The sequence below is a fragment of the Bradyrhizobium sp. SOJA106 genome (assembly GCF_059448745.1).
Genome location: NZ_CM182549.1, coordinates 2,499,694 through 2,514,035 on the forward strand (window position 1 = coordinate 2,499,694; position 14,342 = coordinate 2,514,035).

20 protein-coding genes are annotated in these 14,342 nt (G+C 63.7%); 15 read left to right on the top strand and 5 right to left on the bottom strand.

Annotated elements, in window-relative coordinates:
• The first annotated feature begins 9 nt into the window (after positions 1-9).
• From fba to AC5V87_RS11115, 10 genes are all read left to right on the top strand, one after another.
• Complete coding sequence (fba, locus tag AC5V87_RS11070; protein ID WP_456840023.1) at positions 10-1,095, top strand: class II fructose-bisphosphate aldolase; 1,086 nt, start codon at positions 10-12, stop codon at positions 1,093-1,095.
• Positions 1,096-1,126: 31 nt separating this feature from the next.
• Positions 1,127-2,587, top strand: a complete 1,461-nt coding sequence (locus AC5V87_RS11075) for a form I ribulose bisphosphate carboxylase large subunit (protein WP_495370978.1) — start codon at positions 1,127-1,129, stop codon at positions 2,585-2,587.
• Between the two features lie 11 nt (positions 2,588-2,598).
• A complete protein-coding gene (locus AC5V87_RS11080; RefSeq protein WP_495370979.1) occupies positions 2,599-3,006 on the top strand; it encodes a ribulose bisphosphate carboxylase small subunit in 408 nt (135 codons plus the stop codon).
• Positions 3,007-3,104: 98 nt separating this feature from the next.
• Positions 3,105-4,043 (top strand): CbbX protein, encoded by a 939-nt coding sequence (cbbX, locus tag AC5V87_RS11085; RefSeq protein ID WP_495370980.1) that lies wholly within the window; start codon positions 3,105-3,107, stop codon positions 4,041-4,043.
• Positions 4,033-4,770, top strand: coding sequence for a ribulose-phosphate 3-epimerase (rpe, locus tag AC5V87_RS11090; RefSeq protein ID WP_495370981.1), 738 nt, complete (start codon positions 4,033-4,035; stop codon positions 4,768-4,770). The genes cbbX and rpe overlap by 11 nt, the downstream gene beginning before the upstream one ends.
• 261 nt (positions 4,771-5,031) lie before the next feature.
• Complete coding sequence (locus tag AC5V87_RS11095) at positions 5,032-6,654, top strand: putative bifunctional diguanylate cyclase/phosphodiesterase (RefSeq protein WP_495371879.1); 1,623 nt, start codon at positions 5,032-5,034, stop codon at positions 6,652-6,654.
• Positions 6,557-6,877 (top strand): EAL domain-containing protein, encoded by a 321-nt coding sequence (locus AC5V87_RS11100; protein ID WP_495370982.1) that lies wholly within the window; start codon positions 6,557-6,559, stop codon positions 6,875-6,877. Before AC5V87_RS11095 ends, AC5V87_RS11100 begins: the two co-directional genes overlap by 98 nt.
• Before the next feature lie 172 nt (positions 6,878-7,049).
• The gene (locus tag AC5V87_RS11105) at positions 7,050-7,262 is read left to right on the top strand and encodes a hypothetical protein (RefSeq protein ID WP_456840017.1); all 213 of its coding nucleotides are present in this window, start codon (positions 7,050-7,052) and stop codon (positions 7,260-7,262) included.
• A 178-nt stretch (positions 7,263-7,440) separates the two neighbouring features.
• Complete coding sequence (locus tag AC5V87_RS11110) at positions 7,441-8,970, top strand: Do family serine endopeptidase (RefSeq protein WP_495370983.1); 1,530 nt, start codon at positions 7,441-7,443, stop codon at positions 8,968-8,970.
• Positions 8,971-9,245: 275 nt separating this feature from the next.
• Entirely contained in the window at positions 9,246-9,608 is a 363-nt protein-coding gene (locus tag AC5V87_RS11115) for a hypothetical protein (protein ID WP_456840015.1), read from the top strand.
• A gap of 157 nt (positions 9,609-9,765) precedes the next feature.
• Here the strand turns inward: AC5V87_RS11115 and AC5V87_RS11120 are convergent, their stop codons facing one another.
• On the bottom strand, positions 9,766-10,050 hold the full coding sequence (locus tag AC5V87_RS11120; RefSeq protein ID WP_456840014.1) for a DUF6496 domain-containing protein: 285 nt from the start codon (positions 10,048-10,050) through the stop codon (positions 9,766-9,768).
• 85 nt (positions 10,051-10,135) lie between these two features.
• The gene (locus tag AC5V87_RS11125; RefSeq protein WP_235539811.1) at positions 10,136-10,330 is read right to left on the bottom strand and encodes a DUF3072 domain-containing protein; all 195 of its coding nucleotides are present in this window, start codon (positions 10,328-10,330) and stop codon (positions 10,136-10,138) included.
• A gap of 115 nt (positions 10,331-10,445) precedes the next feature.
• On the opposite strand from AC5V87_RS11125, the gene AC5V87_RS11130 reads away from it, so the two are divergent.
• The 4 genes from AC5V87_RS11130 to AC5V87_RS11145 all read left to right on the top strand — a co-directional run bounded on the left by AC5V87_RS11130 (position 10,446) and on the right by AC5V87_RS11145 (position 11,827).
• Positions 10,446-10,667, top strand: a complete 222-nt coding sequence (locus tag AC5V87_RS11130; RefSeq protein WP_495370984.1) for a hypothetical protein — start codon at positions 10,446-10,448, stop codon at positions 10,665-10,667.
• Between the two features lie 19 nt (positions 10,668-10,686).
• The gene (locus tag AC5V87_RS11135; RefSeq protein WP_456840012.1) at positions 10,687-10,869 is read left to right on the top strand and encodes a hypothetical protein; all 183 of its coding nucleotides are present in this window, start codon (positions 10,687-10,689) and stop codon (positions 10,867-10,869) included.
• 60 nt (positions 10,870-10,929) lie between these two features.
• Positions 10,930-11,130, top strand: a complete 201-nt coding sequence (locus tag AC5V87_RS11140; protein ID WP_456840011.1) for a hypothetical protein — start codon at positions 10,930-10,932, stop codon at positions 11,128-11,130.
• A 136-nt stretch (positions 11,131-11,266) separates the two neighbouring features.
• Positions 11,267-11,827, top strand: a complete 561-nt coding sequence (locus AC5V87_RS11145) for a type 1 glutamine amidotransferase domain-containing protein (RefSeq protein WP_495370985.1) — start codon at positions 11,267-11,269, stop codon at positions 11,825-11,827.
• 81 nt (positions 11,828-11,908) lie between these two features.
• Here the strand turns inward: AC5V87_RS11145 and AC5V87_RS11150 are convergent, their stop codons facing one another.
• Positions 11,909-12,142, bottom strand: a complete 234-nt coding sequence (locus AC5V87_RS11150; RefSeq protein ID WP_456840010.1) for a hypothetical protein — start codon at positions 12,140-12,142, stop codon at positions 11,909-11,911.
• 94 nt (positions 12,143-12,236) lie between these two features.
• Entirely contained in the window at positions 12,237-12,494 is a 258-nt protein-coding gene (locus AC5V87_RS11155) for a hypothetical protein (RefSeq protein ID WP_495370986.1), read from the bottom strand.
• Between AC5V87_RS11155 and AC5V87_RS11160 the strand changes: the two genes are divergently transcribed.
• Positions 12,493-12,843 (top strand): hypothetical protein, encoded by a 351-nt coding sequence (locus AC5V87_RS11160; RefSeq protein ID WP_495370987.1) that lies wholly within the window; start codon positions 12,493-12,495, stop codon positions 12,841-12,843. The genes AC5V87_RS11155 and AC5V87_RS11160 overlap by 2 nt on opposite strands.
• On the opposite strand, the gene AC5V87_RS11165 is transcribed toward AC5V87_RS11160, so the two are convergent.
• On the bottom strand, positions 12,840-14,330 hold the full coding sequence (locus AC5V87_RS11165) for an HWE histidine kinase domain-containing protein (RefSeq protein WP_456840008.1): 1,491 nt from the start codon (positions 14,328-14,330) through the stop codon (positions 12,840-12,842). The genes AC5V87_RS11160 and AC5V87_RS11165 overlap by 4 nt on opposite strands.
• Positions 14,331-14,342 lie beyond the last annotated feature (12 nt).

Consider the following 14,342-nt stretch of genomic DNA (forward strand, 5'->3'; position numbering starts at 1 on the left):
GGATCTGTCGTGGCCCGTATCACCCTTCGCCAATTGCTCGATCACGCCGCCAGCCACGGTTACGCCGTGCCGGCCTTCAACATCAACAACATGGAGCAGGGCATTGCGATCATGCAGGCGGCGGCCGAGGTCGATGCGCCCGTCATCATCCAGGCCTCGCGCGGTGCGCGCAGCTATGCCGGCGATCTGATGTTGTCGCACATGATCGACGCGCTGGAGCGGACCTATCCGGACATCCCGTTGTGCATGCATCAGGACCATGGCAACGACGAGGCGACCTGCGCCTCCGCCATCGCCCATGGCTTCACCTCTGTCATGATGGACGGCTCGCTCAAGGCCGACGCCAAGACCGCGGCGGACTACGACTATAACGTCGCGATTACGCGCCGTGTCGTCGATCTCGCCCATTGGGTTGGCGCTTCCGTCGAAGGCGAGCTCGGTGTGCTTGGCTCGCTCGAGCATGGTGGCGGCGATCAGGAGGATGGTCACGGCGTCGAGGGCAAGGTCAGCCACGACCAGCTGTTGACCGATCCCGACCAGGCCGTCGAGTTCGTCCGCGCCACCAAGGTCGATGCGCTCGCCATCGCGATGGGCACCTCGCACGGCGCTTACAAGTTCAGCCGCAAGCCCGATGGCGACATCTTGGCGATGCGGGTGGTCGAAGAGATCCATCGCCGGCTGCCGAACACGCATCTGGTCATGCACGGCTCCTCCTCGGTGCCGCAGCCGCTCCAGGACATGTTCAACCAGTTCGGCGGCGAGATGCCGCAGACCTGGGGCGTGCCGATGGAGGAGATCGTCCGCGGCATCAAGAGCGGTGTGCGTAAGGTCAATATCGACACCGACTGTCGTCTGGCCATGACCGCCGTGTTCCGTAAGGTCGCAACGGAGGCGCGCTCCGAGTTCGATCCGCGCAAGTTCCTCAAGCCCGCGACGGACGCGATGCGCGAGCTCTGCCGCGATCGCTTCGAGCAGTTCGGAACCGCTGGCCATGCCGGCAGGATCAAGGTCATTCCCTTGAGCGAGATGGCGCGGCGTTACCGCGCCGGCGAGCTCGATCCGCGCATCGGCGCCCGCGAGCCGGTCGCAGCTTAATCATTCAGAGAGAGAAGAGCAGGAGAGAGCCATGAATGCACACGCAGGAACTGTACGCGGCAAGGAGAGATATCGCTCGGGCGTGATGGAATACAAGCGCATGGGCTATTGGGAGCCCGACTATATGCCGCGCGAGACTGACGTCATCGCGCTGTTCCGCGTGACACCGCAAGAGGGCGTCGATCCGATCGAGGCGTCCGCCGCGGTCGCGGGCGAATCCTCAACCGCGACCTGGACGGTCGTGTGGACCGACCGCCTGACCGCCGCGGAAAAGTATCGCGCAAAATGCTACCGCGTCGATCCGGTGCCGGGCTCGCCGGGGTCGTACTTCGCCTACATCGCCTATGATCTCGACCTGTTCGAGCCCGGTTCGATCGCCAATCTCTCGGCCTCGATCATCGGCAACGTGTTCGGCTTCAAGCCGCTCAAGGCGCTGCGCCTGGAGGACATTCGCTTCCCGGTCGCCTATGTGAAGACGTTCCAGGGGCCCGCGACCGGCATCGTGGTCGAGCGCGAGCGGCTCGACAAGTTCGGCCGGCCGCTTCTGGGCGCGACGGTGAAGCCGAAGCTCGGGCTTTCGGGGCGCAACTACGGCCGCGTCGTCTACGAGGCGCTGAAAGGCGGGCTCGACTTCACCAAGGACGACGAGAACATCAACTCGCAGCCGTTCATGCACTGGCGCGAGCGCTTCCTCTATTGCATGGAGGCAGTGAACCGTGCGCAGGCAGCCACGGGCGAGGTTAAGGGCACTTATCTCAACGTCACCGCGGCGACCATGGAGGACATGTACGAGCGCGCGGAATTCGCCAAGGAGCTCGGCTCGGTGATCGTCATGATCGACCTCGTGATCGGCTACACCGCGATCCAGTCCATGGCGAAATGGGCGCGCCGCAACGATATGATCCTGCACCTGCATCGCGCCGGTCACTCGACCTATACGCGGCAGAAGAGCCATGGCGTGTCGTTCCGGGTCATCGCCAAATGGATGCGGCTCGCCGGCGTTGATCACATCCATGCCGGCACCGTGGTCGGCAAGCTCGAAGGCGACCCCAACACCACGCGCGGCTATTACGACGTGTGCCGCGAGGACTTCAACCCGATGAAGCTCGAGCACGGCCTGTTCTTCGACCAGTCGTGGGCGAGCCTGAACAAGATGATGCCGGTGGCTTCAGGCGGCATCCATGCCGGCCAGATGCATCAGCTGCTCGATCTCCTCGGCGAGGACGTCGTGCTGCAGTTCGGCGGCGGCACCATCGGCCATCCCATGGGCATCGCCGCCGGCGCGATCGCCAACCGCGTGGCGCTGGAGGCGATGATCTTCGCCCGCAACGAGGGCCGCGACTACATCCATGAAGGTCCGGAGATCCTGGCCAAGGCGGCGCAAACCTGCACGCCGCTGAAGTCCGCGCTCGAGGTCTGGAAGGACGTCACCTTCAACTATCAATCCACCGACACGCCGGACTTCGTGCCGACGGCGCTGGAAACCGTCTGAGGAGAGTTGAAATGAAACTGACCCAGGGCTGCTTCTCGTTCCTGCCCGATCTCAGCGACGACCAGATCTATAAGCAGGTGCAGTATTGCCTCACGAACGGCTGGGCGGTGAACATCGAGTTCACCGACGATCCGCATCCTCGCAGCACCTATTGGGAGATGTGGGGCCTGCCGATGTTCGATCTCCAGGACGCCGCCGGCGTGATGATGGAGCTCGCTGAATGCCGCAGAGTGTATGGCGACCGTTACATCCGCATCAGCGGCTTCGATTCCAGCCATGGCTGGGAATCGGTGCGGATCTCGTTCATCGTCAACAGGCCGCCGAAAGAGGCGGAATTCGAGCTGGTGCGGCAGGAGGTGGGCGGACGCGCCATCCGCTACACCACCGTGCGAAAGCTCGCCGCACACGCCGCTCAATAGCCATTCTCCCTCCGCGCGGAGCACTCCCTGCTCCGTTTCCTTGGCGGACCACTGCTTCGCCGCACCCCCGCGGCGAAGCTCTTTTCTTCGAGGTGCCCATGCTGGATGTCCCCCACGCGACCACTGCTGAAAACGCCGAGACCAGTTTCGATCTGCGCAAGGAAGCCGAAGCCGCCGGAATCACCGATACGCTGCAACAGCTCGAGCGGGAGTTGATCGGGCTCAAGCCGGTGAAAAACCGCGTGCGCCAGATCGCCTCATTGCTGCTGATCGAGCGCATCCGCCAGCGCGCGGGTCTCGCGGCCGCGCCGCCGACCCTGCACATGTCGTTCACCGGCAATCCCGGCACCGGCAAGACCACCGTGGCGCTGCGCATGGCGAAGATTCTGCACGGGCTCGGCTTCGTGCGGCGCGGGCAGGTGATCTCCGTGACGCGCGACGATCTCGTCGGCCAATATATCGGCCACACCGCGCCGAAGACCAAGGAGATCCTGAAGAAGGCGATGGGCGGCGTGCTCTTCATAGATGAGGCCTATTATCTGCACCGGCCAGACAATGAGCGCGACTATGGCCAGGAGGCGATCGAGATATTGCTCCAGGTGATGGAGAACCAGCGCGAGGATCTCGTCGTGATCCTCGCAGGCTATGGCGAGCGGATGACGACCTTCTTCGCCTCCAATCCAGGGTTCCGCTCGCGCATCGCCCACCATATCGAATTTCCTGACTATGCCGAATCAGAGCTGCTCGTCATCGCCGAGCTGATGCTGAAGGAGCGCGGTTATCGGTTCTCGGCAGCGGCACGGGAAGCATTCGAGAAGTACATCGCGCTGCGCCGGACCAAGCCGTTCTTCTCCAATGCGCGCTCGATCCGCAACGCTGTGGACCGCATCCGCCTGCGGCAGGCCGATCGCCTGGTGTCCGATCTCGATCGCATGCTCGATGTCGCAGATCTCGAAACCGTCGATGCCGCCGATGTGCTGGCGAGCCGCGTCTTCAGCGGCGGGGCCGACGCACGGAGTGCAAAGCATGACCAATGAGATCATCATCGCTCCCTCGATCCTGGCGGCGGATTTCGCCCGCCTCGGCGAGGAGATCGCAGCGATCGACGCAGCCGGTGCCGACTGGATCCATTGCGATGTGATGGACGGACATTTCGTGCCGAACATCAGTTTTGGCGCGGACGTCATCAAGGCGATCCGGCCGGTGACATCGAAGATCTTCGACGTGCACCTGATGATCGCGCCTGTTGATCCGTACCTCGAGGCGTTCGCCAAGGCTGGTGCCGATATCATCACGGCTCATGCCGAAGCAGGTCCGCATCTCGACCGCTCGCTCCAGGCAATCCGCGCGCTTGGCAAGAAAGCCGGCGTCAGCCTGTGCCCGGCGACGCCGGAGAGCGCGATCGAATACGTGCTCGGTCGTCTCGACCTCGTGCTGGTGATGACGGTCAATCCGGGCTTCGGCGGCCAGTCCTTCCTCGACTCCCAGATCGAGAAGATCAGGTGTGTTCGCAACATGATTGGCGACCGGCCGATCCGGCTCGAGGTCGATGGCGGCGTCACGCGCGACAATGCTGCTGCGGTTGCCGCTGCCGGCGCCGACACGCTCGTCGCGGGTTCGGCGGTGTTCCGCGGCAAAAGCTGCGCCGAATATTCCGCCAACATTTCGGCCATTCGCGCTGCAGCGGAAGCCGGCGGAGTTCCCAAGTTGCAGGAGATTTCTGCCCAGCCGATGCGGGCCGGAGAGGGCGCGCTCATCCGGTAGGATGAGACGCGCGGCGATGTTATTGCGGTTCCCCCTGTGCCAGGGCGCGTCATCATTCTCCGGAGTTCTACGGAGGATGCCGCGCAAACTGACGGTTCTTTTCAGGTCAGAGTAACCAACACGGCCGAGACGCGAGTTCGATTAACGCCCGCGCAATGTTGAGCGCCTCAATCTGCGGTTTAGGAAGCTAAGAGAGCCGGGGATGCGGAACGCAGATATTTGCAGGCATGAGGCCTGCACGCGGCTCGGAGCGATGGCGTGATGCACCGCCTGTTCGCCGAGCAGCTCCGCTGCGCCACCGATGCCACCGGAGAGGTCGATCTCGTCAAGCTGGGCGAGCTCGTTAGCGCGGCCTATGAGGTCAGCGAGCGGGACCGTCAGAGAATGACGGACGCGCGCGGGCACACGCATGACAAGGTCGAACAGGATCTTCTGCGGACCCAGGAATTCCTCGACACGATCGTCGAGAACATCCCGATCGCCGTGTTCGCGAAGTGCGCGAAGGATTCGCGCTACATTCTGCTCAATCGCGCCGGCGAGGACTATTACGGCGTGCCACGCGAGCAGATGCTGGGCAGGACTCCCGAGGAGATTTTCCCGGCCGACGTCGCCCGCATGGTCAACGAGCAGGACCGCCGGGTCGTCGCCAGCGGCATGCCGATGTTCCTGGAGGAGCATCTGCTCGAAGTCGGCGTCAGGGGCCACGACCAGGTCGTCAATTCGCGCAAGATGCTGATCACGGACGGCGCGGGCGAGCCCCAATATCTGGTCGGTGTGATCGAGGACGTTACCGAGCGCGTCAACACGCAGCAACGCATCAGCCATCTCGCACGTCACGACGTGCTGACCGATCTGCCCAACCGCAGCGCATTCAACATCGCGCTGGCGGAGCGGCTGCAGCGGGCGCAGGAGGCCTCGACCAGCTTTGCAGTGCTGAGCCTCGATCTCGACCGCTTCAAGGAGGTCAACGACGTGTTCGGCCATCCCGTCGGCGACATGCTGATGCGGGCAGCGGCGGACCGTCTTGCAGCGGAGGCCGACGGGGCCTTCATTGCCCGCATCGGTGGCGACGAGTTCATGATTCTGATGCCGGATGATGTCTGCCGCGACGCGGTGCTGGCGCTAGGCGAACGCCTGGTCCAGGCGATCGGCACCGAGCTCGAGGTCGACGATTATCTCTCCCATGTCGGCCTCAGCGTCGGCATCGCGGTGTACCCCGATGACGGCGTGGACGCGGCGACGCTGCTCGCCAATGCCGATTCCGCGCTCTATCGCGCCAAGCGCGAGGGCCGGCGCCGGGTCCGCTTCTTCGAATCCGGGATGGACCAGGAGCTGCGCGACTGCAGGCTGTTGCGGCACGATCTGCGCCAGGCGCCGGAGCAGAACCAGCTCCTCGTCTACTTCCAGCCGCAGGCCCGGATGGACGGCGAGGTCGTCGGCTTCGAGGCTCTGCTGCGCTGGAACCACCCGACGCGCGGCTTCGTGCCGCCGGACCAGTTCATTCCGCTCGCCGAGGAGAACGGGTTGATCATCCAGATCGGTGAATGGGTCCTGCGCGAAGCCTGCCGCGAGGCGGCGTCCTGGCCGCGGCCGCTACCGGTCGCCGTCAATCTGTCGCCGGTCCAATTCCAGGCCGGCGACCTCGAACGATCGATCCACCAGATCCTGCTGGAGACAGGGCTCGCGCCAACCCGGCTCGAGGTCGAGATCACCGAGGGCGTGCTGCGATTTCACCCGCGCGCTGAATCTGCTGCGGCGGCTGAAGGCGCTCGGCATCCGCATCGCCATGGACGATTTCGGCACCGGCTACTCATCCTTGTCCTATCTCCAGTCGTTCCCGTTCGACAAAATCAAGATCGACCGCAGCTTCATCTCGAACCTTGAGGCGAGCGCGCAATCGGCCGAGATCGTCCGCGCCGTGCTCAGCCTCGCGCGCGCCCTGAACATTCCTGTCGTCGCCGAAGGGGTGGAGACGGAAGCCCAGCGTGCCTTCCTGGCGCGGGAAACCTGCGACGCGATACAGGGCTATCTGATCGGCCGGCCCGAACCGATCGAACGGTATCTTGATGCGATCGGCATCACCATCGAGCGCCGCCGCTACGCCTGATACCTTGCGAGTTCCGCGCCCGGGTTCTGCGCGAGGAACCAATGTTCGCTTGCGTGTTTCTTGAAAGTTAACCTCGATCAGGCCCGCGCTGCGCGCAGCAAAACTGTTGCAGGGCTGCCATCGGCCTGACGCAAATCAGGGCAATAAGCCAGTGAATGCGAGGGAGGGTCTCATGGAGAACGTACGTCGCTACCGGGCGCTGGCGTCCCTCTGTCGTCAGCAGGCGGCCTATCGGCCGCTCCAGAACTGGGAACTCCTCGGCCAGGCCGAGCATTTCGAACATCTTGCCGAGACCGAGCTGAAGGCGCATTTCGAGGCCTGCAATGCACAACGGGACGAGGATGCCGCTGCGGCTGCAGCGTGGGAGGCTCACGTCGCCGCGTGAAGAGTTGGTTGGCTCCGCGTCGCTAGAACGGCGAGGCAGTCGGTCGAGCGGCTCGGACGTCCGTCGTCCATTCGGCTAGGCTGTTATTTTCCAAGATTTAATCGGACGGACGGGACGTCGTAAGGTGGCGATGTCCATGTTGGGTGCAAGGCGACTTACCCAACATGGACATTTCGACATGAATGATCGCGTCAATTCCACCTCCCGCACGATTTTGAAGCCGCGCCGGCTCGCGCTGCTCGGCACCGTGGCCGCGCTCGGCGTGGCCGTGCTCGCTGCCTCTCCCGTCTCCTCGCAATTCGGCATCACCTCCCTCGTTGCGCCGGCCCAGGCCGCGGAAGCCGCCGCGACGCCGCAGGGCTTCGGTGATCTCGTTGCCAAGGTCAAACCTGCCGTCATCTCGGTGCGGGTCAAGATCGACCAGGACAACGACAAGAGCGCGATGATGCAGCAGAACCGGATGGATTCGGACGAGGATTCGCCGTTCGATCAGTTCTCGCGGCAGTTCGGCTTCCGCGGACCCGGCATGAACGGCATGCCGCGCCAACGCCACCAGGTCATCACCGGCGAAGGCTCCGGCTTCTTCATCTCCGCCGACGGCTATGCCGTGACCAACAACCACGTCGTCGACCATGCCGAGTCCGTGCAGGTGACCATGGATGACGGCACGATCTACACCGCGAAGGTGGTCGGCACCGATCCGAAGACCGATCTCGCGCTGATCAAGGTCGACGGCAAGAAAGACTTCCCGTTTGTGAAGTTCTCCGACCAGAAGCCGCGCATCGGCGACTGGGTGGTCGCGGTCGGCAATCCCTTCGGCCTCGGCGGCACTGTCACGGCGGGCATCGTCTCGGCCAGCGGCCGCGACATCGGCAACGGCCCCTATGACGATTTCATCCAGATCGACGCGCCCATCAACAAGGGCAATTCTGGCGGCCCGGCCTTCGACATGAGCGGCAACGTGATCGGTGTGAACACCGCGATCTTCTCGCCCTCCGGCGGCTCGGTCGGCATCGGCTTCGACATTCCGGCCTCGACCGCGAAGCTCGTCGTCGCGCAGCTCAAGGACAAGGGTGCGGTGACGCGCGGCTGGCTCGGCGTGCAGGTGCAGCCGGTGACGTCGGAGATCGCAGACAGCGTCGGCCTCAAGGAAGCGCGCGGCGCGATCGTCGACAATCCGCAGGACGGCAGCCCGGCGGCGAAGGCGGGCATCGAGGCCGGCGACGTCATCACTGCCGTCAACGGCACCGCGATCAAGGACTCCCGCGATCTCGCCCGCACCATAGCCACCCTGGCGCCAGGCACCTCCGTCAAGCTCGACGTCTTCCACAAGGGTGCAGCCAAGACGGTGACGCTCGCGCTCGGCGAGTTGCCGAACGAGCGGCAGGCCCAAGCCAAGACCGGCGAGGGCAGGATGCAGCCGGACGCCGGCACGCCGCGCCTTGGGCTGAGCCTGGCTCCGGCCGGTGAGGTGCAGGGCGCCGGCCAGAAGGGGGTCGTCGTCACCGAGGTCGATCCGCAAGGGCCTGCGGCGCAGCGCGGCATTCAGACCGGCGACGTCATCCTCAATGTCGGCGGCAAGGCCGTCGCCAATGTCGGCGACGTCCGCTCCGAGCTGGCGCAGGCGAAGTCGTCCGGCAAGCGCAGCGTGCTGTTGCAGGTCAAGAGCGCGGAGGCGACCCGGTTCGTCGCCGTGCCGCTCGCCTGACCCGAATTTCGACCGGTGCGAATGCAAAAGGCGGCCCTTGTGGCCGCCTTTTCTGTTCGCCTTCAGAAGTACCGCGGGATATCCGATAACATTCTCGTTAACGGCAGGGACGATGACCCGGTTCGTCCGAAAAAGCCGTGTTCGCTGATCACTGTTCCGAGTCGTATATCTACCTGGCGGCAACGGAGCCGCCGAGACGGTTGCAAGCGTGGAATTCGAGCTGCCCGCCGCTCCCGTGGAACCGGCCGGTGGCTCGCATTTGATCGGTGCCGAACATGGATCGATTGAAGCTTTCGCTAAAGCGTGCGTTGCTTGTGGCGCCATTGGTGGTGTGGAGCGCAAACGCCGTTGGACGCGATGACGGCCGTTACGCCGACTCGCCCCTCAAGCCGTGGTTCGATAGCCTGCGCAGCCATCTTGGTCCGTGCTGTTCGGATGCGGATGGTTTTGCCGTTGCCGATCCCGACTGGGAATCGCACAACGGGCATTATCGCGTGCGTCTCGACGGGCAATGGGTCGAGGTGCCCGACGAAGCCGTCATCACCGAGCCGAACCGGGCGGGCCGCACCATGGTGTGGCCGGTGAAGACCGCGTTCGGGATTTCGATCCGCTGCTTCATGCCGGGCAGCATGATCTGACACGGATCGGCGCGAGCGCTAACTGCTAACTAAAGCATGATCCGGAAAGGCGTGAAGCGGTTTTCCTTCGCGACAAACGCGGAACTCGTTTGCGCGGAGATCAGGCCCAAGCAACAAGCTAAGGCGCCACGACGATTCATCCCAATCTGATCGCCCTTTAGGAGGATCTGCGCTTCGAGGATTTCTTGGACGATTTCTTGGACGACTTTTTGGACGTCTTTTTCTTGGACGTCTTGCGCTTCGATGCCTTCTTCGGGACCTTCTTGCCTTTCTTGCGCGCCTTCGACAGTCCGATCGCGATCGCCTGCTTGCGGCTCTTCACGCGTCCGCCACGACCGCCACGTCCGCTCTTCGCGGTGCCCTTCTTGTAACGCCGCATTTCGCTTTCGACATCGCTGCCGGAGCTGCGCGAGTAGCGGCGTTTCTTTGCCTTGCGTGCCATGAATGTCCTCCCTTGGCTGGGAGAAAACCTTCGGACACAAGCATGGTTCCAGAAGCGTGCGGAACGTTCCGCCTGGGATGCAGCGTTAGAACGAATTCGCCAGCTCGATCTCCGCCTCCAGCGCGCGGATGCGGCGCGCAGCTTCCGCGAACGACAGATCCCGATCGTATTGTGCCGGCTGGTAGGCCTCCTCGCTGAGCCGCTTCAGCCTCAGCCCCTGCGCGCGGGTCATCTGCTCCATAAGAAAAGCCTTGGCGTCGTATTTACCTTGAACCTGCATGTCGCTGCTCCGTCCTGAAATTGCGGCTTGACTATATGTTCTTATTTTGTTCTAACAAGCCATGGACAACAGAATTAATGAAATTCGACGTAAAATCAGCGCCTTGAGGCTGGAGATGGCCGACATCGAGGCGTCCGTGCGCGACCTCGTCAATCGCGATCGCGACTGCACGGAAAAGGTCCTGGCGCAGATGGATCTGCGCGGGAAGATCAATCTGCTGATCGGCGAATGGAGGGCCGCCGGCGGTGGCGACGTCCTGCCTGACGTCCGCGACCGCGTGCGCCTTCGCCCGGTGAAGACAGCCGCCAGTCCGGTGCGCGCAATCGCGCGCCGCTGAGCGTTTCGGGAGGCGAGCGGTGGACGAAGACCCGGACACGTACCGGATTCTAACACTGCGCGCCGAAATCCTCGAACTCGGCTCCGCGATCCGGCAATTGCAGCGCGAGGGTCTCGATGACGCTGCAGCCCAGCTCCTGATTGCCCGCAAGCGCGCGCAACTCGAGCAGCTCGTGAAAGCCAACGCCGTGGGGCGCGTTTAACATCCCTGACATCCGACGCAGCTAAAGCGAGCGCGCTACGCGACACGCTGGAGCTCGCCGATGCTCGATGCCGAAATCGCCGCCTTGATACAGGCCGTGCTGGACGACGCCTGCGCCGGGCTTCGTCTCTCCGAACTGGCGACGCGCGAGCGTGTCGCCACGCGATTGCGTGAGGCCGCGCAAACAGATCGCCGCTCGATCGAGGATCTGAAACAGGCGGCGCGAGATGCTCTGGTCCGCGCACCGACGATGTGGCGCTAGCCCGGTGCGGCGATGATCGGACCGCCATCATGCCGCTGCGGCAAGCCGCACATCCCCGTGAGATGCCGCAAATTGGCCGGAACGGACGCCGGCTCGACCGATTGACCGAGCTCCTCTCATAGCGATGGAGCGTTCCATGGATATCAAGGGCAAGACGGTTGCCATCCTCGCTACACACGGTTTCGAGCAGTCGGAACTGGAAGTGCCGCGCGATCGCCTGAAGCAGGCCGGCGCGACGGTTCACGTCATCTCGCTCGCGGCGGGCGAGATCAAGGGCTGGGACAAGAAGGATTGGGGACGTCCAGTAAAGGTCGACAAGACGCTCGACCAGGTTTCCAGCAACGATTACGACGCGATCGTGCTGCCTGGTGGCCAGATCAATCCGGACCTCTTGCGCGTCGAGCCGAAGGCGCTGTCCTTCATCAAGGAGATCTTCAATGCCAAGAAGATCGTCGCCGCCGTCTGCCATGCGCCCTGGCTCCTGATCGAGACCGGCATCGCCAAGGGTCGCAAGATGACGTCATACAAGTCGATCAAGACCGACGTCATCAACGCCGGCGCGACATGGGAAGACTCACAAGTCGTCGTCGACCAGGGCGTCATCACCTCGCGCAACCCCGGCGACCTCGACGCCTTCAGCGCCAAGATCATCGAAGAGGTGAAGGAAGGCCGTCACATCCAGCGTAGCGCTGCGTGACCTTTGCTGCTGCACCGTTTCGACGAAAAGCCCCGCGTTGCCGCGGGGCTCTGTTTGAGATGCGGCCGAAGCTACGTGAGCTTACTTGCTCATGCCACCCTTCGTCATCGTGCCGCCCTGATCGGAGCCCGGGCCAGAACCGCCCTGGCCGGAAGCGTCGGGGCCCCTGGAGGGCTTGGTGTTGGCGCCGGTGGTCTGCGACGATGACATCGAGGATCCATGCTTGGCCTTATGCGACTTGGCCTGCGCGGCGAACGGGGCGGCTGCAAGGCCGGTTGCCAGCATCACGGCGAGAACGAGCTTGGTTGTCTTCATGCGCGGGAACTCCCTGGGTTAAAATGACGCACTCTGCCAACCGCCATCCGTCGCAGGAGTTCCCAACAAAGATCTCCGTCGCTTCACGCAAGGTTCAAGGTTGCTTGTCCTCCGCGAGGATGAACACGACGCCGGTGAGCGTCGCACCGATCGCGAAGGTCGTCACGAGTGTGAGAGTGAAGACGAGAACGGCCTGACCTCCGCCGTCATTCAAGAGGTGGGCGACGGCTGGATTCATCAAAATGAGTGCGAGGCTGAAGGCGAGGCCGAGGGCTGCACCCATCATCGCATGCGTCATCAGCTTGATGATGCCAGTGGGAGAGATCAGATCCGACGACTTTTTCGTGCGCATGGAACTGCGTCCCGAATCCAGCAGGCAAACGCACGTGATGTTCTCCGGTTCCGTCCGGATCAGGGATTTTCATAGGCGCGCTTCATCGGACGTTCATGCCGGGCTTGCGAGGATGGGGGCCAGCAACACGGGAACATTCGATATGGGTAAGGTCGTTTTTCTCTACCGCTCGCTGGCCTATCGCAACGCGGCCGCAGACATCATCCGTAAGGCACGCAAGCTGCCGCATGGCGCCGAACGCTATGCGAAGGCGCTGCGCGATCTCGCCCGAACGGAAGCCTGGCTTGAGGGGCGCATCGCTCGCGAACCGCGGACGGCGCAGCGCAGGACGAGCGCGGCGTCCGGTTAACCCGATGCGCGCTGCAATTCGACGGAGCCGGCCGCCTCGAACTTGCCAGGTGCCGTCGTCGCTGCAGACTTGCGTTTCAGCGGCACGTCCAGGCGGCACAACAGGCCCTCGGTCCGCCAGTCGAATTGCGCTTGTCCGCCGAGCTGGGACTCGACGCTGGCAAGCAGGCTCCGCGTGCCGAAGCCGCGCGATTTCGGCGTCCTGACCAGCGGCCCGCCGGATTCCTCCCAGGTGAGCTTGAGAAGATCGTCATCGACCTGCCAGCCGATCACGAGCCGCCCCGACCGTGTCGAGAGCGCGCCATACTTTGCCGAATTGGTGAACAGCTCGTGCAGCGCCAGCGCCAGCGTCTGGGCGGTGGTCGGCAGCAACTGAACCTCGGGACCCGCGAGCTTGATCTGGCCGCCGAGCGAGTAGGGCGCAAGCTCTTCGTCGATCAGCCTGGAGAGCTCGGCGCCCTGCCAGCTCGACAGCGACAGGATCGTATGCACGCGTGCCAGCGCATTGATGCGGCCCTCGACGGCGTTGACATAGGCCTTGACCTCGTCGGCCCGGGTTAGGCGCACGATCGATTGCGCCAGCGCCAGCGCGTTCTTGGCACGATGATCGACCTCCCGCGCCAGCAGATTCTGCCTTTCCTCGGCACGTTTGCGTTCGGTGATATCAACAGTGACACCGCTCACGCGCACGACGCGGCCGCTATTGTCCGCCGTCGCGGCGGCCGTGCCGACGCACCAGCGCACCTCGCCGTCGGGCCGCACGATCCGAAACTCCGTCTCGTAAGCGCGGGTGCCTTTGTTGAATTCGGCGATGGCATTGCGCAGCTGATCGACATCCTCGGGATGCAACAGGGCCTGAACGTTGGCGGGGTTGACCTCGAAACTCTCGGGGCTCACACCGAAGATGCGGTACTGGCCCTCGTCCCACATCCAATCGCCGGTGATCCAGTCCCAATCCCAGGAGCCCATCTTGCCGGCGGCAATCGCCATGCTGCGCCGTTCTTCGCTCTCGCGCAGCTTCGCAGTGGAGTTCTCCAGTTCCGCGGTACGGGCGCGGACGCGGTCCTCGAGGTCCTGGTTCAGCCGCTCGAGCTCCCGCGTCTTGCGATAGAGCTCTGCAAATACCTTGACCTTCGCGCGCAGCACCTCGGGCACGACAGGCACGGGGACGTAGTCGACCGCGCCCATCTCGTAGCCACGCAGGCGGTCGATGTCGCTGACCTGGATCGCCGAGATGAAGATCATCGCGGTCTTCTGGAAGCGCGGATGCTCGCGGATCATCGCGGCGAGCTCGAAGCCGTCGAGCTCGGGCATGCAGACGTCGACCAGGATCACCGCGACCTCGGTCTTGAGCAGCACCTCCAGCGCCTCGCGGCCGGACGAAGCGATCACGAGGTTCTCGCCGAGATCCTTCAGGATCACCTCGTAGGCGAGCAGCTTGGCCGGCTGGTCGTCGACGAGGAGGATATTGACCTTTTCGTGGTCCATTCGCGGATCCAG